Here is a 22955-nt window from a genome sequence, read left to right as displayed (position 1 = left end):
TTTTCACTACATTAGTTCCTCGATTTACAAAAGTAAGTAAATGGTTTAAGTTTAAAAAGAGAGCGCGCCTTTATTTAATCCTCAAGAACAGTCCCACACAATATTTTTTTTCCTTTGTATTGAGAACTAAAATAATACTGTTTATATTTCGTTATATTTATCCCACAAAACCTCCTTTATGCAGTTTTCCGAAAGAAGAAACACGACCCGTTGGGTAATTATATTCGCTTCCTTTTTGATCATTTCATTGATTCTTTGGAACACCTATACCTTTTTTCAAATATTCAAAAATGAAGAACGATTAAAAATGAACCTTTGGGCAAAAGCTCAAAAAACACTGATTAACGCAGGTGAAAACACTGATGTTGAACTCCCTCTTCAAATCTTTAGTAACAACACTTCTATACCTATTATCCTTACAGAGCATGACAGCATTATAAACACTGTTAACATTGATGATGCAATTATAGAAAACAATACCAGAGCTGTCGCATTTTTATCAGATTTAAAAAACGAAAATGACCCTATTGTAATTGAATACGACCCTGGAAAATTTCAAAAGTTGTATTATGGAAATTCAGCATTACTCAATAAACTAAAATACTATCCTATAGCATTACTACTAATTATCGTATTGTTTACAGCCTTAGTTTATTATTTTTATCGAAGTACGAAAATAGCAACTCAAAACAAACTTTGGGCGGGAATGGCAAAAGAAACGGCCCATCAAATAGGCACACCACTTTCTTCTTTAATAGGCTGGGTCGAAATCTTAAAATCTGAAAACATTGACGAATCAACAACGATGGAAATCGAAAAAGACATCGACCGATTACAAACTATTACGGATCGATTCTCAAAAATTGGTTCAGAACCCATCTTAGAAAAGAAAGATATTGTAGACGAGACTTTTCAATCCTATAACTACCTTCAATCCCGATTTTCGAAACAAATTGAATTCACTTTCGAAGGTCCGAAATCACCCATTTTTGTTATGATTAACCCAACCTTGCACAGTTGGACCATTGAAAACCTAGTTAAAAATGCTATTGACGCTATGAAAGGAAGAGGCAAACTCTCTCTAAAAATAGAACAAGAACATGACTCCGTAAAAATAAGTGTGACTGATAGCGGGAATGGGATTCAGAAAAGTCAATTCAAAAGAGTCTTTGAACCAGGCTTTACCACTAAAAAAAGAGGATGGGGATTAGGATTATCTTTAACAAAGAGGATTGTGGAAGAATACCATAAAGGATCAATTAAAGTTTCCCGTTCTGAAATAGGAAAAGGAACAACAATGCAAATTTCTTATAAACTAAAATAATCAATCTCGCTCTTTAAAATTGTTCACCATTATTCTACTTCCAATGGAGAAAAAAAACAGACAAAACTAAATAAGATTTTTCATTTGAATTGTTCCATTAAAAAATACGGATTTCACTACCGTACACCTATTATAAAATTGGTATTACTTTGTGAAATCCGTGTACTTAAATTATAAGTTATTGTGAATGCTCTTGGCTAATTCTTCAAATTCGTCCTTAGTTAGGGAGACTTTGTTTTGAAAACGCATTTCATCCATCTCATTCAATGGAATCAAATGAACATGTGCATGAGGAACTTCCAGTCCTACAACTGCCATCCCCACCCTTTTGCACGGAACTGTTTTTTCTAATGCAATAGCCACTTTTCTTGCAAAATGCATTAATCCTAGATAATGGGCTTCGTCCATATCAAAAATCTTATCGACTTCAAACTTCGGGATACAAAGCGTATGCCCTTTCGCATTTGGATTTACATCCAAAAAAGCCAAATAATTATCGTCTTCCGCTATTTTATAACAAGGAATTTCTCCGTTTACAATTTTAGTGAATATTGAACTCATTTTTTAAGATTTTGATTATTATAACTGTTATTCTATGAACAAATACTAAAACTTAGCTAGTCACGAGAAATCTCCATTATTTCAAATTGAAGCACCCCATTTGGCACTGTAATTTCAGCAACATCGCCTACTTTTTTACCAAGAAGTCCTTTCCCAATAGGGGAAGTAACTGATATTTTTCCGGTTTTCAAATCGGCTTCACTTTCAGCAACAAGTCTATATTTCAATTCCATTCCGTTAGATTGGTTTTTGATTTTTACGTTAGATAAAACTAACACCTTAGAAACATCAAGATGTGTCTCGTCAATTAGTCGTGCATTAGAATGTACTTCTTCCAGCTTAGCGATTCTCATCTCCAGCATTCCCTGTGCTTCTTTTGCGGCATCGTACTCTGCATTTTCAGATAAATCACCTTTATCCCTAGCTTCAGCTATATCTGCAGATGCTTTTGGACGCATCACACTTTTTAAATAATCTAATTCTTCTCTCAATTTTTTTAATCCTTCTGCCGTATAGTAAGATATTGCGCTCATAGTTTCATCGTTTATGTAAATAGAAAAAATCCCATCAGGACGGGATTTCTTTCCACAAAGATACTTTTATTTTTTGTAGTCTATAATTATATGTTAATCATATTTAATTCAAAGTTAAATAAATTAAATTTGTTTCGCTAATACTTTCAATTTATTTTAGATAATGAAAAAACACCTTCTTTTACTTGTATTATTACCCTTCTTTTTTGGCTGTAGCGACAGTGGTTTTAACAATAAAAACCCCTATTTGCCTAACTATACATTTACTATAGATATCAACATGAATTTGCCTGCCTATTCAAATCTTCAATACCCTAGTAATGCCGTCTATTATTCTGGAGCAGGAATCAGGGGCATCTATATTTTCAATACTGGAAGTGGGTACAATGCATTCGACGCTGCTTGCCCTAATCAAACTTTAACATCTTGTTCTACTATGACCTTAAAAGGCATTAACGTGGTTTGTCCCTGCGATAATACAGAATACAGTTTATTTACCGGTTTAAGTCAAGCTGGATTGCAGTATCCTTTAAAGCAATATCGTGTTGAAGTCAACGGAAACGTATTGAGGATTTATAATTAACACAAAGGCCCGAAAGCAAAAACTTTCGGGCCTTTTAATATAGTAGAGGTTTTTAATCTAAAACTTCAATGTCAATCCTACAAGGAAATTAATTCCTGCTTGAGGATAATACCCAGCTCCTTCAATAGTAGTAACTGCCGGAGGATTAGAATAATCATCATCATACGTATAAAAATACCCGTTTGAAATGTATTTGTAATCAAAAATATTATTTACTAATCCTGTTATCAAAATAGATTTAAAAACCGACTTAGGTTTGAACTCATAAGACACATTCAAATCGTTTACAAAATAAGATTTCAGTTTAGATCCATCAGAATCTATATTTCCCATGTATTGCTCACCAACAAACTTAGAGAAAAACGTTATTTGAAAATCTTTTACCGGTAAAAAAGTAATAGCATTCCCAACAATAACATCTGGAGAATAGGCAATATTTGTATTTCCTAATGCAGTTAAAACTCCGTCTCTTGTAAAAAAGAAATCTTTATTCTTATTGGTACTTAAAGTCATATTAGGTCTAATCAACAAATTGTCTAGCACTGCAATTGTAGCATCCAGCTCAAGACCTAAACGGTAACTATCTCCGCTATTTTTACGTACAGGTGCGCCTACATCATCTAACGCTCCTGTAAGAATCAATTGATCTTTGTATGCCATATAATACACATTAGCGTTAAATTTTACTTTCTCAGTAGCATGACGCAATCCCAATTCAAAATCATTTAGTTTTTCAGGCTTTGGACTTCCGTTTTCATAATCAGTTCTATTTGGTTCGCGATTGGCACGAGCATAAGAAAAATACAAGGCATTGTTAGTATTGATTTCAAAATTCAAGCCTGCCTTAGGATTAAAAAAGTTAAAGTTGTCATTGACAATTCCGGTTTCGGCTCCATTAGCTTTATAGTGTACGTTTCTCAACTGCAAATCGCCAAAAAGACTTAGCTTATCTGCTATTTGATAGTTTGCTTTTGCAAAAATATTTCCGTCAGTCTTTGTCGCTGCATCATCATAATAACGGTCTCCTAATTCAGATGTTGAGGCATATCTAGCCCAAATTACTTTACCAAAATGAGTTCCTTCATATTTATTATAACCTCCGCCAACAATCACATCTAATTTTTCGCTTTTATAATTAGCAGAGAAAGTCGTTCCGTAAAAATCATTATCCAACCATTTTTGACGAACTAAATCTGTTCTGTTAATTGTAGTTCCGTCAATCACAATAGGAGTAAATCCATAAGCTGAGAATTTTGCGTTCTCTTTATAATTTTCATAATAACCATTCCCTTTGGTATAATGAAAAGCTAAATTAGTATTCCAATTTGTTGACACCTTTTCACTCCAGTGCAATTGATAATGATCTTGCTGGTAGTTATCAGTTTCGTTATCATAAAAACGAGTTTCACCAAACTCATCAGTATACATTCCAGCAGTATTAAAAGTTCGGTCATTTTTGAGCACATCTAAATCTTCTAAACCATTCCATGATTGATACGTTTTTTCTGTACCTCCAAAAGCCAGTGCTTTAATCAAAGTCGTTGTACCCACATATGTTCCTTGTAAAAAATACGATTTCAAGTCGGAACTAGCGCGATCAATGTATCCATCAGACTTCAAAGCAGAAAGACGCCCTGCTAATTCAAAATGATCATCAATTAAACCCGTACTGAACTTTACGGTATGCTTCCGCGTATTAAAACTTCCAAAAGAATTTGATATTTCTCCATTACTTTCTTTAGCATAACTATCCGTAAGCATGTTTAGGCTTGCGCCAAAAGCACCAGATCCATTCGTTGATGTTCCTACACCGCGTTGCAGTTGCAGACTCTCAACAGAGGAAGCAAAGTCGGGCATGTTTACCCAATACGTTCCATGACTTTCTGAGTCGTTATAAGGAATCCCGTTGATGGTAACATTAACACGCGTAGCGTCGCTACCACGCACACGAATTCCGGTATAACCAACACCATTTCCAGCATCGGATGTAGTGACCACTGACGGCAAATAATTCATTAAAATAGGAATGTCTTGTCCTAAATTTCGAGATTTAACATCCTTTTTGTCCAAATTACTAAAACTAACCGGCGTTTTTGTAGTAACACGCACTGCCGAAACCAGCACCTCATCTAGTTGATTAACGGAGGTAGTATCTTTAACTTGTGAATAAGAAAATAGAGAAAAGAAGATGGAGAAAAGAGTAAATAAAAATGTCTTGCGATTTGCATTTTTTTGCAACTTTGAGACTTTGCAACTTTGAGACTTTGCAACTTTGTAACCAATAATTGTATTCATCCGTAAAAAAGATTACAAATAAAAGGGGGAATTATTCTTTTTGTTTAATTAATAAATGATTGTTTCCTACGGCAAAATAATAGCGTGCACTCTATAATTGTGTCGTTTTTTCCCTTAGCAACATTACTCGCTCAGGTTCGTTGGGTATGATCTCAGCTCGTTATTTAGAGCACCCCTTTGAGACGGGGCAAAGGTAATCCTAAAAAGAATAAAAATCAAACAACTAATTAAAAATTAATAATATCCTCATTAAATGTTAAAAATTGATTTAAAGTTGGAATCTCATTTTAGCTATTTGCAATTATTCTTTTTAAGTCAAGTCCTTTTAGTGGTTTATTAATATATTCTTTAACAAACGGATAGATCATAGTTTTTTCCCTGTCTTCATCAGAAATGGAACTGGTAACAATAATAACTTTTAAATTATGAGAAAATGAATTTAAATTTTCTAAAAATTGGAACCCATCCATAACTGGCATGTTTAGATCTAATAAAATAACCGTATTTTCTAAATCCCTTACATTATGATGGATAAAATTAAAAGCCACGTCTGATCTATCATAACTCACAATTGAAGAGGAATCAAAATGCTTTTTAATTTCAAACTCAATTAAAAACAACATGATTTTATCGTCGTCGATCAATATAAAATTTGGTTTTTCCATAGTTAAAAATCTATTTTCACGATAGTTCCTTTACCAACTTCGCTTTCAATTTGTATTTTCCCATTATAATTCTCAACAATTAGCTTTGTTAGATACAATCCAATTCCGCTTCCCGTCTTCTCATGATGGAAACGCTTAAAAGGTTTAAAAAGTTTGCCTTTTTGAAAATTAGAGTCAAATCCTATCCCATTATCTTTTATGATAATCGAACTAACTCCATTATTCATTTGACTACTAACCTCAATAAAAGGTACTATCTCTCCATCCTCTGACGCATACTTAATTGCATTACTTACTACATTTAATAGCATACTTTTTAAATGGACTTTTGAAATTAAAAAAGTTGGACATTCAGAGAAATCTGATTTTATCTCTATTTTCTTTTCATCGATAAGAAATTTAAGTTGTAAAATCACATTATCGAATACCTCTTTAATATCTTGTTCTTTGACTCTTTGCTTTGAAAAACTTTCTTTTTGTTTGACAATAGTCGTCAAACTATCTATGGTGTTTTTCATCAATTCGACACTAGTACTTGCGTTGTCAATTAATAAAGAAGTCAACTCAGGATCTTTGTCCTCTTGTTTCAAAAGGTCCAACAATCCCTCTAAATTAGTTAAAGGACTCCTGAGATCATGAGACGCAATCAAAGTAACTTGTTTTAGTTCATTATTATTTTCAATTAGCTTTTCATCAGCTATTCTCCTTTTTTTCAATTCTAGCGATAGTTTTTGATTCTTTTCAAATAAGTTTTTACCAGCTCGATCTAGAATCTTATTAAATATTAATGAAAGAATTATAATCATCAAAATTGAAATTATAATCAAAGAGCTAATGCTTTTCTTCAAATCATTAAAATGAATTGAATTGTCATGTAGAACAAATACATGACCAAACTCTGTTTCATCAAAATCGATCAGTGGTATTGATTTTGACAAATAGTCAATACCATTCAAGTTTATAGAAGTTACTGAATCTGATACAATCTTTGTTTCGATAATATCCTTATTGATTTTAGTGTTTTCAGGAAGTGTTGACCACTCTAAAAACAAATTGTTTTTTCCCTTTTTAAAAAGGCCAAACTTTTTAATTTTATCTTTATTTGATTTTAAGTTGGATGCATTTACTTTTGCAAAAAAAAGAAAATCCATGTGAGTTTGCTTAGCAGTCTCTTGTAATATTCTATAAAAATCTTTACCCACAACGATATAACCCACTACCTTTTGAGCCGTATCACGTACAGGCACAATTACTTTTAAACTCACATTTGAATAAGTTCCTGAACCGATATGATAGAAACTCGTTCTAGTTGCAACCGCTTTTTGATATATAGATTGTTGCGTTACTTTTTGTCCATATTCATCCGGGCGATGACTTCTAAATCTAACAATTCCATCATCAGAAATAAAATTTAATAAATCAGGCTTTAAATCTAAATTTGCATTGTTATAATACGACTTTGAGACTTTTTGAAATAAATCAAGGTCATTCATTTTAAAAGCTTCAATCAAAGAATCATTTGTACTCAAACGACCAATATACAAACGCAGACTTAGTGCGTCAGACTGAACTTTATCTTTCAGCATCGTGTCAATATTTTCATATTCAAACGAAACTTCTTTTTGTATTACTTTTTTATGCAATACATAAATACTAAAAAGCGAAACACCAATAAATACAAAGGCAAACAAGAAAAAAGGAATGAAAATCGATTTTTTTAGGCTCTTAATGCTTAATAACTTACTTAATACTTCCTTCAATTTTCTTTTCATTTCTATATTTTATATGCTAGGAATGCAATTAACCTGTTCAACTATAAATTCTTAATTGCATTTTGAAAAAGAAAAAATTTGTACTGTTTCTTTTTTTTATATTTCTACTTTAATCTTAATTATTCAAACATTTTTTGACTTGATGCTTTCTACCATTATTAATCAATATTTGGTTTCCTACGATTTTGCTTCACTTGAGATACGTTCTTTTTATTTTTAATCCTTTTTCGTATCGCCGATTTTGGAATTCTAGTCGCTTTTCTAATTTTCGGAACCTCCAAGCCTTTTTTAATGACTTCTAGAAAACGTTTAGTGACTATTTCTTTGTTCCTGAACTGGCTCCGGTCTTCGTCGCAATTTAAAATTAAAACAAAATCAGTTGTTAATCTCGAAGACAAATTCACTTTCAGCAATTCTTTTTCTTCCTCGTTTAATCCTTGCGAATGTTCCACATCAAAAGTCAAAACAACTTTAGAAGATACTTTGTTTACGTTTTGTCCTCCAGCACCGCTGCTGCGAACTGCTTTATAATTAACTTCGCTTAAAGTTTTCTGAATATCCATTTGGATTTAATTTAATGCAAATTATTCTTGGTGTGCATTTTTCAGCAAATCATTTACCGTTTTTACTGGATTAAAAGTTAGCAAAGGAACTTCTATAAAAATACTTAACCAATTAGCCATAGCACCATTCCATAGTCCTGGCAATTCATAGCCTCTAATATTTATTCCAGAACTAGTTTTCTTGACTAAAAACCCACTATTATGGTCAATATATAGCGTCAAATCAAACTTTTCGTTCTTATAATTCTTGGTTCCGCATACTAAATCAACCGGATTAAAATGAGTCGCACTATTCAAAATACTATTTTGTTTACTATCGTTTAAATCTATCTGCGAGGTTTCTACTATTTGCAATGAAACATTATTATTCTCATCCTCTATCCAGAACGGTCCTCCGCCAGCTTCTCCTTCGTTTTTAACCATTCCGCATACGCGCATTGGCCTATCTAAAGCCATTGTAATAGCAGCAATCTTATTTTCGAATGTAACAGAATCAAAATTTTCAGGCAATTTCACATTTAGCTTATCATTTAGAAAAGCAACTATTTCATCTACTTTATTAGCATCAATTGTACCAGAGTCAATTGCATTAAGGTATTCAAAAACTTGATTTTGCATCTCTAATAAAACCCCTGCCAAGCCTTTTTTATACAAGGCAATTTCATCATTATTATGCAAGATTACATTATCAATATTCTTTATAAAAATAACATCTGCGTCTAGCGAATTTAGATTTTCAATTAAAGCACCGTGTCCTCCTGGTCTAAAAACTAAATTCCCTTTATCGTTTCTAAAAATAGCGTTGTTTTCCTCTACCGCAATAGTATCAGTACTTTTTTTCTGATAAGAATACTCAATATCAACACTGTTTTTTGTCTCTAGTTCTACCCTTTCTAAAGTGCTTTTAATGATTTTTTGAAAGTGAGACTGATGCTCCTTTGAAACTGTAAAATGAAGATTAGATTTTCCGTTTGAACTAGCGTAGTAACCGCATTCATACAAATGTTCTTCTATCGGAGACGCGTTATTGGCGTAATATTTATGAAAAGGTAAAATTCCCTTTGGCTTATTAGCGAAATCAAAATACTCAGGATCTAGAAGCATTTTTATAAAATAATAGTTTTTATAATCTCTCTCTAGAATATTAAAATTGGGGTACACCGTTCTTAATTTTTCATGAACTCTATCAAAAAAAGCAAATTTATCCATACCCACAATAAACACCGCCAAATCTGTATCTTTTTTTCTGTTGACATAGGCGTTTATGGTCTCTTCTCCTAATTTAAACTCAGACAAAAAGACTAGTAAAAACTTAAACATTCTACTAGCAGCTCCTGAGGCAGGAACAAATTTTAGCAACTTATATTTTGATTTCTCTTCATCGAAAAAAGCGCCCTTTTCTGCAAATTCTTTCTCAGTAAATTTCACAATTCCGTTATCAAATGTTGCTGCCGACAGCAGTTTCATTTTAGGGATACCGTTCTTAAAAATCGCTAACTGACGTTTTATGTTTTCAATTGGAATTCCATACTCATAAATTTGAACAAAATCGAGCGAAGACAAACCCATTTCTTTGGCCTTTGCCAAATCATCAATAATTGAGATTGCTTTTTGCAGTCGGAGGTCCTTATCTCCAGAAAGTGTTATAAATGGTTTGTTGTTTTCGATCAGTGATTTTTTAAACAACCCAAAAACAATATCTCGCCCCTCAGCCCTATCTCTTAAATCATCTTTCTCCCACGGCACATCAATATCTGTAAGAAAAAACAAATCATACTCATGTTCCTGAGCAGCCTTGTCTAACAATGGGTCACAGTAGTTGTAATATACTTCTGAAAAAACCTTAGTCACCATCAAATTTGTATCGCAAAACAAATACTTATTAGCAACTGACTGGCCTTCATTTTCTAATTTAGTTTGGCCATAAGCAATGGGTAGCATATCATCTACATCACAAATCTGCTGCTTTTCATTCCATTTTTCTTGCAAATAGTTCCGTGCAAATTCAGGAACCCAAGCCGTTTTATAGTGATTGGCAAGTTGTATCGCTAAAGTTGTTTTTCCTGTGCTTTCCGGTCCAAACATTGCAATTTTTATAATTGCAGATTGCTCTTGTTTAAGATTTTTCTCCATTCTAAATAGGCTGAAATAGCTAAAATTGTAAAAATTAAATATTGTAACGATAACATCCCTAGTCCGCGGTAGGCGTATAAAGGTGTTACTATTATATCCCCAATAATCCAGAGGGTCCAGTTTTCTATTTTTTTATTGGCCATATACCACATTCCTGTAAAAAATATTCCGGAGGCTATAATGTCAATATAATTATCTGTGTTTATTTTATAATCGAAAACTTTATAAATACCGAAAACTACAAAAATTGTAATAAAAAACAGCCCTAATCCAATTATTTTTTCTTTCTTATTTGTTCTTGTAATCGGTAGATTGTCACCGTCTTTTACTTTTCTCGACCATTTATACCACCCATAAATGCTCATAATTGTAAAATACCCGTTAATCATCATATCCCCAAGATAGCCCGCTATAAAAAGAAGATATACGGAAATTATCGTTGCAATTAGACCCGTAGGATAAACTAAAATATTTTCTTGTCTGGCAAACCACACGCTTAAAATTCCAAATACAAAGGCGATAAACTCCAGTATAATATGGGTTAAAGAAACATCTTTGTATGCATTTAAAAAAAAATCTATCATTATTTACTTTCAATTTGGTGTTGTTCAGCCACTTCAAAGAAATCGACATTTCTTTCAAAGGCAGTTCCTATGACTACTAAATCAGCTCCAGAATCATAGGCGTTTTGAATTCCGAGTAAATCTACAATTCCACCACCAACAATTAAAGGTATTTCAGTGTTTTTAGAAATTAAATCAATCATTTTTACGGGAACTGCCTGTTTTGCACCACTGCCTGCTTCAAGATAGATCAATTTATTACCTAACATTTCGCCTGCCTGGGCCGTCGCCAGCACCAAATCAAGATTATCTCTATCCAAGGGTTTTGTTTTACTTATTCGTTCTACTGCAGTTTCATTTCCGCCATCTATTAAAATATAGCCCGTGGGAATTATCTCAAGTTGGGTTTGTTTTAAAATGGGTGCCGCTTTTACATGATGCCCTATTAAATAATCTGAATTCCTTCCTGAGATAAGAGACAGGAATAAAATCGCATCGGCTTCTTTAGATATTTGGGATGGATTGCCTGGAAAAAGTACCATGGGCAAAATACAATTTTGCCTAATTTCAAGAATCAATTCATCTATCCTATTAGATTCTACCAAGCTTCCCCCAATGAAAACATGAGTCGCTGGCGATTGATTAATTTTATTTATTAAATTGTCTAAATTTTCCCAAACAACCTTGTCTGGGTCTAGCAGAATCGCTAATAGTTTCTTTTTATTAGTCCTACAGTTTAGTATTTCTTGATATATCTTGTTGTTATTTTGCATCAGACTGTAAAAATAGCGGTTTTTATTTGAATGTTTAAACACATTTTACAAGACATTGTAGTCAAAGTTATTTCTTCAATACCTGACCAAAATCATAAAACACGGTTTTTTATAAAACTATCTTTGTAAAAATAAATTACAAGTTTGGCATTTGTCACTAAATAAACTAATATGAATATTGCTCCTAAAGACATTACTAGCCGAGAAGACCTTGCGCTTTTAGTGAATACTTTTTACGATAAAATAAGAGCAGACGAGGAGATTAATTTTTTCTTTAATGAAATGATTGAAGATTGGGACGAACATCTAGAGAAACTAACTAATTTTTGGGAGATGAATCTCTTTGGTGGTAAAATGTACAAAGGGGATCCTTTAAAAGCTCATGTTAAAGTTGATGCCCATTTTGGTGGTAAAATAGGACCTAACGAATTTGGGATCTGGTTGAATTATTGGACACAAACGCTAGACGAACTTTTTGAAGGCGAAAACGTTGAAATCCTAAAACGTAGAGCCCGAAAAATGGGGACCTTTATCTATATGGGTATGTTTAATAGTAGAAGTTAGGGTAATTTTTATTTAACATATAAGCCATATAAGTTTAGTAGCTTTACGTGGCTTTGCTACTTTATTGATGTTTAAAATAATTTAAACATTTAAGAAATATAAGCTCATATAAGTTTTATGGAAATTAGAATTTTGAAAAGCGTAGCTATATTCTCTTTTTTCTAACCTCTAAAGTCTATTTTCTAACTTCTATTCTTTTCCTCTAAAGCATAAACAAGTCCGAAACCTTCAATTTCTTCATAAAACAATTCGTAATCCACAACTATACCCTCAAAATGAAGCTCTGCTTTTCCTTTTAGATCATCTAATTGAAATGCTGCAACCTTAATATGGTCTTTAAAACTGATCCCTTTTTCATTTCGGATTTTAAAAATAGCTTCTTTTGCTCCCCAAATCACGGTAAGCTTTTTGACATAGGCTTCTAAATCATTTTCATCCAAATAGCTATATTCCTCATCAACAAACTTGTGCGCAATACGGGTGATTTTTGGGCGCTGCAATTCGATGTCGATTCCTACGGTTTCGTTGCTCACTATAATGGCCGAAAAATTATGGGAATGCGTTATAGAAATGTACTTTTCGTCATTGAGATGTGGTTTCCCAAATTCATCATAATACAAATCAAAATCAGTATAACCGGCAGTTTGCAATAGTTTGCGAACACTGAGAAAACCCCGCTGATGCAATTCAGACTTCATTCCGTCAAGACGAATGCAGTTTTTCTCGTTTAGTTGTACTTCGTTGTTTAATTGCTCGAAGGATTCGGTGATTTTCCAAACGAAAATTTGTGTTGTGGAACTAAAGTGTATCGTTTTGTATAAAGGCATGATCTATAATTGATTTTCATAGCCCCGATGGAAACGGCATCCTTTTTATCTTGCAAATAGTTTCTGGTTACCAAAACAAGTTCCAGATAAAAAGATATAGTGAACAGCGGGATTAGCTCCTGAAAATGAAGCTAAAGGGTATTTTAATTATTATTTTACTGATTTTTAAAAGATTACACTATTAAACAATTCATAAATATAAGCGAATCCTTTTTAAATCATAAGTTATTCCGTAAATTTGCAAAAAAATACAATACAAATATACTATAAATGAGTACTACAACTATGCCTTTTGTGGCTTTCAAAGTAAAAGATATCTCTCTAGCGGCCTGGGGAAGAAAAGAAATTGAATTAGCAGAAGCTGAAATGCCAGGTTTAATGGCACTTCGTGCTGAATATAAAGACGAACAACCACTTGCTGGTTCTCGTATTGCTGGATGTCTTCACATGACAATCCAAACTGCAGTTTTAATCGAGACTTTAATCGCTCTTGGTGCTGAAGTTACTTGGTCATCTTGTAACATTTTCTCTACTCAAGATCAAGCTGCTGCTGCTATGGCTGCTGCTGGAATTCAAGTTTACGCTTGGAAAGGGTTGAACGAAGTTGATTTTGACTGGTGTATCGAGCAAACATTATTCTTTGGTGAAGATAGAAAACCATTGAACATGATTCTTGATGACGGTGGAGATTTAACTAACATGGTTATTGACCGTTATCCAGAATTAGTTGCTGGAATCAAAGGTTTATCTGAAGAAACTACAACTGGAGTTCACAGATTATACGAAAGAGTAAAAGCTGGAACTTTACCAATGCCTGCTATCAATGTTAATGACTCGGTTACTAAATCGAAATTTGACAACAAATACGGTTGTAAAGAATCGGCTGTTGATGCAGTTCGTCGTGCAACTGACATTATGCTTGCTGGTAAAAGAGTGGTTGTATGTGGATACGGTGACGTAGGAAAAGGTACTGCTGCTTCTTTTAGAGGTGCTGGATCTATTGTTACAGTTACTGAAATCGATCCTATTTGTGCTTTACAAGCTGCAATGGACGGTTTTGAAGTTAAAAAATTAAACACTGTTGTTGGAAATGCTGATATCATCATCACAACTACTGGAAATAAAGATATCGTTCTAGGAAGTCACTTTGAGCAAATGAAAGATAAAACTATCGTTTGTAACATTGGACACTTTGATAACGAAATTGCAGTTGCTTGGTTAAACACTAACCACGGAGCTTCTAAAGTTGAAATCAAACCTCAGGTTGATAAATACACTATTGACGGTAAAGACATCATCCTTTTGGCTGAAGGTCGTTTAGTGAACCTTGGTTGCGCTACAGGTCACCCAAGTTTTGTAATGAGTAACTCATTTACAAACCAAACTCTAGCTCAAATCGAATTGTGGAAAAACAGCGCAAATTACGATAATGACGTATACATGTTACCAAAACACTTAGACGAGAAAGTAGCAATGCTTCACTTGGCTAAATTAGGAGTTGAATTGGAAACTTTACGTGATGATCAAGCTGCTTACATTGGAGTTCCAGTTGACGGTCCATTCAAACCAGAATATTACAGATACTAAATGATTGTAGATCGCTGAATGGCGATTTATGATTTCAGATTTATAGAAACCCTTGCAGGAAACTGAACTAAATTCAGTTTGAATGTGAGGGTTTTTTTTATGTAATTTTAAAAAATTTATTGTATTGTGCTAGGTTTGTTTGTAATATTTAAATTTATAACATTTCTGAAAAAATGGTAAAAATCAACTATTTCGCAAACTAGTGATTAAAATTATTATTAAATTTATATCTAATCTAAAATAAAAATCATGAAAAAAATCACATTAGCATTAGCAATTTGCGGTTTAATTTTTACCACATCTTGTAAAAAAGAGGTTACGACAGAAAAGGAAACAGTAGTTCATTCAGATGGAACAGTTACAACAGAACTAGACACTGAAGTTGACTATGTCCTAGATTTGGACAATTCTGAAAGAGAGTACCGTCAAGCAGAAAATGACGTTGCAGACGCTGTGAAACGAGGAGATGCGACCGCTGAAAAAACGGCACGTGAAGCCTCAGCAAAAGCTAAATTAGCATGGGAAAGCACGAAAGCTGCGATGAAAGAGGCGGGTCAAGACACTAAAGAAGCGTATAACAGAACGCTTGAAAAAGCAAAAATTGACTAAAAAATGAAACCAGCCTTAAAGGCTGGTTTTTGTTTTTGGGCATGTCCCACTTCCACTAACGTTACAGCGGGTCAGGCTGTGCGCTGCAATCTTTATGTTTTTAAAGAAAAAACATAAAGGATTTACGCTTCCATCCTTCATGCTACCCATTTTAAACAATATTGTTTTCGTTAATTAACACAAACTTTCGAATAGTAACACACTACATTAATTATATAAAACTGATTCTTAATTATAGTATATTTGATAGGATTACAATCAAAAAAACCAGTTTTTAATCCTATGAAAAACTATATACTCCCTTTACTATTATTATTAACCACTGCACTTTGGGCCCAAGACAATAATCGAAACGAATATCAGCAACAAGAATTTAAGTTGGCGCAAAATTTACTTGAAAATCACGATTATCTGGTCGCGATCAGAGGATTTACAATAGCACATAAGATAAACCCAAATTCAGAAACTGCCCAAATTGCTTTAAAAAAAGCAGATTCTATAAAAACTATTTTGAGGAAGGATAAAATTAATAGTTTAATAGGGAATTGGAAATGGATTTCTAAAGATGCAAATTGGGCGATGCCAGGTGATGGCTTAGTTGCAAAAATGATAACAATTACCGCCGATGAAATTCTGTTTTTTGGATTGTATCGTAATTCAAAAAAGTGGGAATTAGCAAAAACTGAAAAAATTAATTTTTCCGAAAATCCCGAGTCCTATTCTTTTGCAGATATTTTATATTCAAATAACGAAGTCTGGGATTACAATATTAACAAAGATTCAGGTGAATTAACAGCATTTTATATTGGAGAAAAAATAGGAGATAATTATACTCAATTAGTTTGTGGCAATCTAGTTTTTTACTATTTTAAACTGCAGTAAGGACTGACCACACAAGTCTAAAATCGACACTAAGAAATACAACTACCTTATAATCTACAGTAATTACAAATAGAGACGCTACAGTCTGTCTCCACTACCGCATATCGCTACGAAATACATAATTATTATAAATCAACACTACAGCCCTGTATTAGTCTAAGTTTATGGTATATTTGATTACTTTAGAGAAATAAATTCACTGATAAGCTCTATTTGTAAAAATCAAGTAAAAAACTTTAAAAATAAAATTATGAATACTTACACCATCATCGGCCAACTTGTAATCGCGATATCCGTGGGTTACGTCTGGATTTTTAGATTTGACAACATCGTGAAAGAATTCAAACAATATGGCCTGTCTGATTTGACGAGAAATATCGTGGGCGCTTCAAAAATAGCATTGGCAACGTTATTAATAACTGGAATATGGTTTCCAACATTAGTGTTTATACCGGCACTCGTAATGGCTTTTTTAATGGTGTGCGCACAGTTTTTTCATTTCAAAGCAAAAAACCCATGGCTGAAACACCTGCCTTCTTTATTTCTTTTAGCATTATCTCTCTTTGTGGCCCTATCGGCTTCTTAATAATAAAAATATGGATTTCTTAAATGCACTTATTTTCTTTTCGGCAACCTCCTTTCTCGTATACGGGATAGCTTATTTTGTCTCCTCGAACATGAAAAATGAATTTAAACGCTTTGGTCTTGAAAAATTTGGCCCTTTAACCGCTCTTTTAGAACTGGCTGGGGCCACAGGTTTATTTATAGGCTTGCAAAACCATACCGTTTTAGTTCTGTCTTCAGCAGGGTTGGCTTTATTGATGCTTCTTGGCACGGGGGTAAGAATAAAGATGAAAGATTCTTTATTGGTTTCTTTACCCGCCTTTTTTTACTTTTTATTAAACGCATTTATTTTATATGAAACAGTAGCGTAAACCCATCTGAAGCTTTTCATCTTCTTCGTCGATGATTTGAAATTCTTTGAAAGGACGACTAGCTGCCCATTCTTATCACAACCTAAAACAAAAAAATGCCATTCAGAGTCTCCCGATCGTAAGCGATATAGAGTACCAAAGCTGCTAGCCTTTAAAAGACTGGCAGCTTTTTTTTAGGTGAAAAGGTGTGAAAAACCAACAATTCCACTGCGAGCCGCTTCGGAGCTTACAATGACCGTTGGAAAAAGAACATAAAAAAACCCGTTTCTTTCGAAACGGGTTTTAAAATCATTGATAAAATCAATTATGCTTCAACTTCAAATGGAAGTATAGAAACGTAAGATTTGTTATCTCTTTTCTTTTGGAAGTGTACAACTCCATCTACTCTTGCGTGTAGGGTGTGATCTTTACTGATGTAAACATTTGCACCTGGATTGTGTTTTGAACCTCTTTGTCTTACGATGATGTTCCCTGCGATAGCAGCTTGTCCACCAAAAATCTTAACGCCTAAACGTTTTGATTCTGATTCTCTACCATTCTTGGAACTACCGACACCTTTCTTGTGAGCCATGACGTATTAGTTTTGTATTGTTAATAAATTAATTAAACTGCTTTACCGCCGTTTAATTCATCTTGTAATTTTTTTAATTCATCCATTTTACCATCTGCAGCTAATTGTGCTTGTTGAGCCCAAGTAGTTGGATCTAAATGAGATAATTTAGATTCTGATGCTTCTAAAATTTCTTTTACAGCAGCAGCTTTTGCTTTCGCTAATTTAGCAAATGTATCGATACCAGCAGCAACTAAAGCTTCAGCAGCTTTAGGACCAACACCTTCAACAATTTTTAAATCATCAGCTTTTTTAGATGCTTTAGGAGCTTTAGCTTCAGCAACTTTTGCCGCTTTTGGAGCCGCTTTTTTAGCACCTGATGCAGAAATACCTTCGATTAGAATCTGAGTAAGATACTGTCTGTGACCGTTTCTCTTTTTGTACCCTTTTCTTCTTTTCTTTTTGAAAATGATAACTTTATCACCTTTTAAGTGTTGTAACACTTTAGCTTCTACTGAAGCACCTTCTATAGCGGGGGCGCCTATCGTGATTACGCCATTGTCGTCTAACAAATAAACTTTGTCGAAAGAAACTGTAGTTCCTTCTTCATTTGCCAAACGGTGAACGTAAACCTTTAGGTCTTTGCTTACTTTGAATTGTTGCCCTGCTATCTCTACGATTGCATACATACCAAATTGATTTATTGATTTTTAAGGTTGCAAATATACAATTTAATTTTTATTGTGCAATCCCTTAAAAGTAAAAATACAAATTCTTTGCTTTCCTGCCTATTTTCGGGGGCTTACAAGTACTAAATTTAATACCTCCCAGTAAAAAAACGGAATACTAGACATACATCATTAAAAAAAGGTATTTTTGAACTAACAATAATTTATGTTTTTATCTATTGTAAATGCATGTTTATTAATCTTAATAAAAAACAATAATGGGATTAAATAATGCCCTTCTCCTTGGCGGAGTCGCTACTGCTCAAAAAATAGCTTTTGAAGAATACAATCTCGATAATGGCATGCATGTTATTCTGCACCATGACCCTTCGGCACCTGTTGTAATAACTTCAGTGATGTATCATGTAGGATCCAAAGACGAAAGTCCAGAAAAAACTGGTTTTGCCCACTTTTTTGAACACCTATTATTTGAAGGAACTAAAAACATCAAAAGAGGTGAATGGTTTAAAATTGTAAGCTCTAATGGCGGAGTTAACAATGCCAATACTTCTGATGATCGCACCTATTACTACGAGGTATTCCCTTCCAATAACTTAGAACTGGCTCTTTGGATGGAATCAGAAAGACTAATGCACCCGGTTATCAATCAAATTGGGGTCGACACCCAAAACGGAGTTATTAAAGAAGAAAAAAACTCCCGTTACGACAACCAGCCTTACGGTAAAATTTTACCTATTGTTAAGGAAAACATGTTTAAAAATCATCCGTACCGTTGGTCTACTATTGGATCCATGGAACATTTAGACACCGCAACTTTAGAAGATTTTAAAGCGTTTCACAAAAAGTTTTACACACCCAACAACGCAGTTTTAATAGTTGCTGGAGATTTCGAAAAAAATCAAACAAAAGAATGGATTGAGAAATATTTTGGTCCAATCGAAAAAGGCGAAGTCTTTAAAAGACAAATGTTTGTCGAAGAACCAATAACGCACACGATTAAAGCTACTTATACAGACCCTAACATTCAAATTCCGATGGTGGTTGCTTCGTATAGAACCCCTTCTATGAAAACGAGAGACGCTCGCGTTCTCGACTTTATATCATCTTATTTAAGCGACGGTAAGAGTTCGAAACTATACAAGAAAATTGTAGACGAAAAAAAGATAGCCCTTCAAATAGGCGCTGTAGGTTTTAGTCAGGAAGATTACGGAATGTATATTCTATATGGCTTACCGATGGGGACACATACCGCCCAAGATTTACTAAATGAGATTGACGAAGAAATCGTAAAAATCCAAACGGATTTAATCTCTGAAAAAGATTATCAAAAATTACAAAACCAGTTTGAAAACCAATATGTGAGTAACAACTCCACTGTGGAAGGAATTGCTGAAAATCTGGCAAAGTATTATTTGCTTTATGGAGACGTCAATTTGATCAATACCGAAATTAATCTTTATCACTCTATCACTAGAGAAGAAATTAGGGAAGTGGCAAAAAAGTATCTAAATCCGAATCAAAGATTAGTCTTAGACTACATCCCTACTATAGAAGCAGATCTAAATTAACGACTCCGTAACTACGAAAAACAAGTATTCTATTCATCCTATTATTTGTAACAGGAATTATGCAAGCAGAAAATCGCAACCAACCCAAACCTGGAAAACCTCCAGTTGTAAATCTTAAAAAACCACAGACCTTTTTTTTAGCCAATGGATTAAAAGTATTGATTGTGGAAAATCATAAATTACCCCGAGTCACTTTTAACCTGACTATTGACAACCCTCCTTTTGCAGAATACGGCAAAAAGGGAGTAGATGAACTTTGCAGTAACTTAATAGGAAACGGCAACATAAAAATCACAAAAAATGATTTTAATGAAGAAGTAGATTTTCTGGGAGCAAACATTGGTTTTAACTCACATGGAGCTTATGCAAGCGCCCTTTCTAAACATTCTGGTCGAGTACTTCAACTATTAACTTATGGCGCGTTGTATCCTAATTTTACTCAGGAAGAGTTTGACAAAGAAAAAGCAAAGTTACTCGAAGGCATAAAAGCGCAGGAAAAAAATGTTCCCGCAATTGCGAATAGAGCTGTTAACGCTTTGGCCTTTGGCAAGAATCATCCAGCGGGAGAATATACCACCGAAGAAACACTTAACAATGTTACCTTAGACGATGTAAAGACAAATTATGGGGCGCATTTCGCACCAGAAAATGCCTATTTGGTAATTATAGGAGACATCAAATACAAAGAGGTAAAACCTATTGTTGAAAACCTTTTCGGATCGTGGAAAAGGGCTAACACACCCGTCATAACGTATACCAATCCACAAAATGTTCCTTTTACCCAAATTAATTTTATTGACGTCCCTAATGCTGTTCAGTCAGAAATCTCATTAGTCAACACCATTGATTTAAAAATGGCCGACAAAGATTTTTTTCCCGCAGTAATCGCGACCTTCATACTCGGAGGAGACTTTAACAGCTACTTAAACATGAACTTAAGAGAAGAACACGGCTGGACGTATGGCGCCAATACCATTATAGGAGCAGGAAAATATGTTTCAAAATTAAAATCGACGGCCTCAATAAGAAATACAGCAACTGATAGCGCGGTGATAGAATTTATAAAAGAAATTAAAAGAATAAGAACCGAAAAAGTATCTGAAGAAGTACTGAAGGATGTGAAAGCGGGATATATTGGGCGTTTTGTAATGCAGGTAGAAAAACCATCGACCATTGCACGATATGCATTAAATGTTGAAACTGAAGATTTATCTCCTGACTTTTATGAAAACTACATCAAAACCATAAACGCAGTAACAGCAGACGATGTTCTAAAAGCAGCCAACAAATATTTCCTTATCAACAATACCCGGATTATAGTTGCAGGAAAAGCTGCAGATGTTATTCCGGGATTAGAAAAACTTAATATTCCGTTGTTTTATTTCGACAAATTTGGTCAGCCAATAGCAAAACCTACAATAAAATAAAAGACAGCTATTCCAGACTATAAATTTACAAAGACTCCCCTCAAATTCACTGATGGAGAGTCTTTTTTTATTTTTTTTACCTCATAAAAAGACCCGATAATTATACAATAAAGTTATTTAATACCTGAAAAAGATGTAAATTCTTATAAAAAATTATTTTTGATGTAACAATACAATCAAAAACACGACATATACAATAATCAACCTATTAATACCTATGAAAAAATCAATAATGGCGTTAAGCGCCACACTTTTGCTTGGCGGAGCCGTTTCTGCACAAAAAGTAGCCTTCGAAGAATACAATTTAGACAATGGTCTACATGTTATTTTACAAAACGACCCTTCGGCCCCAGTTGTGATAACATCAGTGATGTATCACGTAGGAGCCAAAAATGAAAACCCAGAAAGAACTGGTTTTGCTCACTTTTTTGAACATTTATTGTTTGAAGGTACTGAGAATATCAAACGAGGTGAGTGGTTTAAAATTGTGACCGGTAACGGAGGAACAAATAATGCTAATACAACCGAAGACCGCACGTACTACTACGAAGTATTTCCTTCTAACAATCTTGAGTTAGGTTTATGGATGGAATCTGAGAGAATGTTACATCCTGTTATCAACCAAATTGGGGTTGACACCCAAAATGAGGTTGTAAAAGAGGAAAAAAGATTGCGTTATGACAACAGCCCTTATGGACAAATGATTCCAGAGGTAAAGAAAAAAATGTTCACAAATCATCCTTATCGCTGGACGACTATTGGTTCAATGGATCATTTAGACGCTGCTAAATTAGAAGAGTTTCAAGCCTTCAATAAGAAATTTTATATCCCAAACAACGCAGTTCTTGTAGTAGCGGGAGACTTTAACGCTGCTCAAACGAAAGAATGGATCCAAAAATACTTTGGCGCCATAAAAAAAGGAGCTGCTATTGAAAGAGAAACTTTCGTAGAGAAACCAATTACTGAAACCATCAAAGCAAGATTTGAGGACACAAACATCCAAATCCCAATGGTTGTTGCGGCATACAGAACTCCATCTATGAAAACTCGTGACGCTAGAGTTTTGGATTTTATCTCAACAATATTAAGTGATGGTAAAAGCTCTAGACTATACAAAAAGATAGTTGACGATAAAAAAATGGCCTTGCAAATTGGTGCGTTCAGTTACAGTCAAGAAGATTATGGAACATATATCCTTTATGGCTTACCTCAAGCACCAAGCACATCTGAAGACATTCTTACCGAAATTGATTCTGAAATCCTAAAACTACAAACAGAATTAATTTCTGACAGAGAGTTACAAAAACTTCAGAACAAATATGAGAATCAATATGTAAACAGCAATGCCTCTATTGAAGGAATAGCAGATAATCTTGCAACCTACTACATGCTTTACAAGGATGTAAACTTAATCAATACAGAAATTGAAATGTACCGCACCATTACTCCAGAAGAGATTAGAGCTGTTGCAAAAAAATATCTAAATCCTAACCAAAGATTAGTATTAGATTATGTTCCATCATCAGACAAAGCCAAAAAATAATACAGAACT

At 33.9% G+C, this 22955-nt stretch carries 23 protein-coding genes; 11 read left to right on the top strand and 12 right to left on the bottom strand.

Annotated features, from left to right (window positions below):
* Nucleotides 1–178: 178 nt before the first annotated feature.
* Nucleotides 179–1324 carry a PAS domain-containing sensor histidine kinase gene (locus tag QO182_RS07915; protein ID WP_371560863.1) on the top strand — a complete coding sequence of 382 codons (1146 nt, stop codon included), beginning with the start codon at nt 179–181 and terminating at the stop codon, nt 1322–1324.
* 171 nt (nt 1325–1495) lie between these two features.
* Here QO182_RS07915 and QO182_RS07910 read toward each other — a convergent pair whose 3' ends face one another.
* Together QO182_RS07910 and greA are read right to left on the bottom strand one after the other, a co-directional pair.
* Nucleotides 1496–1885 (bottom strand): HIT family protein, encoded by a 390-nt coding sequence (locus QO182_RS07910; protein WP_371539153.1) that lies wholly within the window; start codon nt 1883–1885, stop codon nt 1496–1498.
* Between the two features lie 56 nt (nt 1886–1941).
* Nucleotides 1942–2418, bottom strand: coding sequence for a transcription elongation factor GreA (gene greA, locus QO182_RS07905; protein WP_371539155.1), 477 nt, complete (start codon nt 2416–2418; stop codon nt 1942–1944).
* Between the two features lie 163 nt (nt 2419–2581).
* On the opposite strand from greA, the gene QO182_RS07900 reads away from it, so the two are divergent.
* Nucleotides 2582–3001, top strand: a complete 420-nt coding sequence (locus QO182_RS07900) for a Rieske (2Fe-2S) protein (RefSeq protein ID WP_371560861.1) — start codon at nt 2582–2584, stop codon at nt 2999–3001.
* A 57-nt stretch (nt 3002–3058) separates the two neighbouring features.
* On the opposite strand, the gene QO182_RS07895 is transcribed toward QO182_RS07900, so the two are convergent.
* From QO182_RS07895 to QO182_RS07865, 7 genes are all read right to left on the bottom strand, one after another.
* Nucleotides 3059–5296, bottom strand: a complete 2238-nt coding sequence (locus QO182_RS07895) for a TonB-dependent receptor (protein WP_371560860.1) — start codon at nt 5294–5296, stop codon at nt 3059–3061.
* Between the two features lie 287 nt (nt 5297–5583).
* Nucleotides 5584–5961 (bottom strand): response regulator, encoded by a 378-nt coding sequence (locus QO182_RS07890; RefSeq protein ID WP_371560859.1) that lies wholly within the window; start codon nt 5959–5961, stop codon nt 5584–5586.
* 2 nt (nt 5962–5963) lie between these two features.
* Nucleotides 5964–7733, bottom strand: coding sequence for an ATP-binding protein (locus QO182_RS07885; protein ID WP_371560858.1), 1770 nt, complete (start codon nt 7731–7733; stop codon nt 5964–5966).
* Between the two features lie 158 nt (nt 7734–7891).
* Nucleotides 7892–8296, bottom strand: coding sequence for an alternative ribosome rescue aminoacyl-tRNA hydrolase ArfB (gene arfB / locus QO182_RS07880; protein ID WP_371539167.1), 405 nt, complete (start codon nt 8294–8296; stop codon nt 7892–7894).
* 21 nt (nt 8297–8317) lie between these two features.
* Nucleotides 8318–10429 (bottom strand): DUF4301 family protein, encoded by a 2112-nt coding sequence (locus QO182_RS07875; RefSeq protein WP_371539170.1) that lies wholly within the window; start codon nt 10427–10429, stop codon nt 8318–8320.
* Entirely contained in the window at nt 10390–11013 is a 624-nt protein-coding gene (gene pnuC, locus QO182_RS07870) for a nicotinamide riboside transporter PnuC (protein ID WP_371539173.1), read from the bottom strand. The genes QO182_RS07875 and pnuC overlap by 40 nt, the downstream gene beginning before the upstream one ends.
* Nucleotides 11013–11765 carry a geranylgeranylglyceryl/heptaprenylglyceryl phosphate synthase gene (locus QO182_RS07865; protein ID WP_371539492.1) on the bottom strand — a complete coding sequence of 251 codons (753 nt, stop codon included), beginning with the start codon at nt 11763–11765 and terminating at the stop codon, nt 11013–11015. Before QO182_RS07865 ends, pnuC begins: the two co-directional genes overlap by 1 nt.
* Before the next feature lie 171 nt (nt 11766–11936).
* Between QO182_RS07865 and QO182_RS07860 the strand changes: the two genes are divergently transcribed.
* Nucleotides 11937–12329 (top strand): group III truncated hemoglobin, encoded by a 393-nt coding sequence (locus QO182_RS07860; RefSeq protein WP_371539176.1) that lies wholly within the window; start codon nt 11937–11939, stop codon nt 12327–12329.
* A gap of 182 nt (nt 12330–12511) precedes the next feature.
* Here the strand turns inward: QO182_RS07860 and QO182_RS07855 are convergent, their stop codons facing one another.
* Nucleotides 12512–13156: a 4'-phosphopantetheinyl transferase superfamily protein gene (locus QO182_RS07855; protein WP_371560857.1), complete on the bottom strand. Its 645-nt coding sequence runs from the start codon at nt 13154–13156 to the stop codon at nt 12512–12514.
* 270 nt (nt 13157–13426) lie between these two features.
* On the opposite strand from QO182_RS07855, the gene ahcY reads away from it, so the two are divergent.
* The 5 genes from ahcY (at nt 13427) to QO182_RS07830 (ending at nt 17169) form a co-directional block, all read left to right on the top strand.
* Nucleotides 13427–14743 (top strand): adenosylhomocysteinase, encoded by a 1317-nt coding sequence (ahcY, locus tag QO182_RS07850; protein WP_371560855.1) that lies wholly within the window; start codon nt 13427–13429, stop codon nt 14741–14743.
* Between the two features lie 249 nt (nt 14744–14992).
* Nucleotides 14993–15352 carry a hypothetical protein gene (locus tag QO182_RS07845; protein ID WP_371560853.1) on the top strand — a complete coding sequence of 120 codons (360 nt, stop codon included), beginning with the start codon at nt 14993–14995 and terminating at the stop codon, nt 15350–15352.
* Between the two features lie 282 nt (nt 15353–15634).
* Nucleotides 15635–16234, top strand: a complete 600-nt coding sequence (locus QO182_RS07840) for a hypothetical protein (RefSeq protein WP_371539182.1) — start codon at nt 15635–15637, stop codon at nt 16232–16234.
* A gap of 250 nt (nt 16235–16484) precedes the next feature.
* A complete protein-coding gene (locus QO182_RS07835; protein ID WP_371539184.1) occupies nt 16485–16820 on the top strand; it encodes a DoxX family protein in 336 nt (111 codons plus the stop codon).
* 10 nt (nt 16821–16830) lie between these two features.
* The gene (locus QO182_RS07830; RefSeq protein ID WP_371539186.1) at nt 16831–17169 is read left to right on the top strand and encodes a DoxX family protein; all 339 of its coding nucleotides are present in this window, start codon (nt 16831–16833) and stop codon (nt 17167–17169) included.
* Nucleotides 17170–17473: 304 nt separating this feature from the next.
* On the opposite strand, the gene rpmA is transcribed toward QO182_RS07830, so the two are convergent.
* A complete protein-coding gene (gene rpmA, locus QO182_RS07825; RefSeq protein WP_091082981.1) occupies nt 17474–17740 on the bottom strand; it encodes a 50S ribosomal protein L27 in 267 nt (88 codons plus the stop codon).
* Nucleotides 17741–17772: 32 nt separating this feature from the next.
* Entirely contained in the window at nt 17773–18408 is a 636-nt protein-coding gene (rplU, locus tag QO182_RS07820) for a 50S ribosomal protein L21 (RefSeq protein WP_371539189.1), read from the bottom strand.
* Nucleotides 18409–18665: 257 nt separating this feature from the next.
* Here rplU and QO182_RS07815 point away from each other — a divergent pair, with 257 nt between their 5' ends.
* The 3 genes from QO182_RS07815 to QO182_RS07805 all read left to right on the top strand — a co-directional run bounded on the left by QO182_RS07815 (nt 18666) and on the right by QO182_RS07805 (nt 22946).
* Nucleotides 18666–19976: a M16 family metallopeptidase gene (locus tag QO182_RS07815; protein ID WP_371539191.1), complete on the top strand. Its 1311-nt coding sequence runs from the start codon at nt 18666–18668 to the stop codon at nt 19974–19976.
* Nucleotides 19977–20035: 59 nt separating this feature from the next.
* Nucleotides 20036–21403 (top strand): M16 family metallopeptidase, encoded by a 1368-nt coding sequence (locus QO182_RS07810; protein ID WP_371539194.1) that lies wholly within the window; start codon nt 20036–20038, stop codon nt 21401–21403.
* Nucleotides 21404–21620: 217 nt separating this feature from the next.
* A complete protein-coding gene (locus QO182_RS07805) occupies nt 21621–22946 on the top strand; it encodes a M16 family metallopeptidase (RefSeq protein WP_371539197.1) in 1326 nt (441 codons plus the stop codon).
* The last annotated feature ends 9 nt before the right edge of the window (nt 22947–22955 follow it).

Origin of the sequence: Flavobacterium sp. Arc2 (genome assembly GCF_041431385.1) — a bacterium.
Lineage (GTDB): Bacteria > Bacteroidota > Bacteroidia > Flavobacteriales > Flavobacteriaceae > Flavobacterium.
This window is presented reverse-complemented; position numbering and strand designations above follow the sequence as displayed.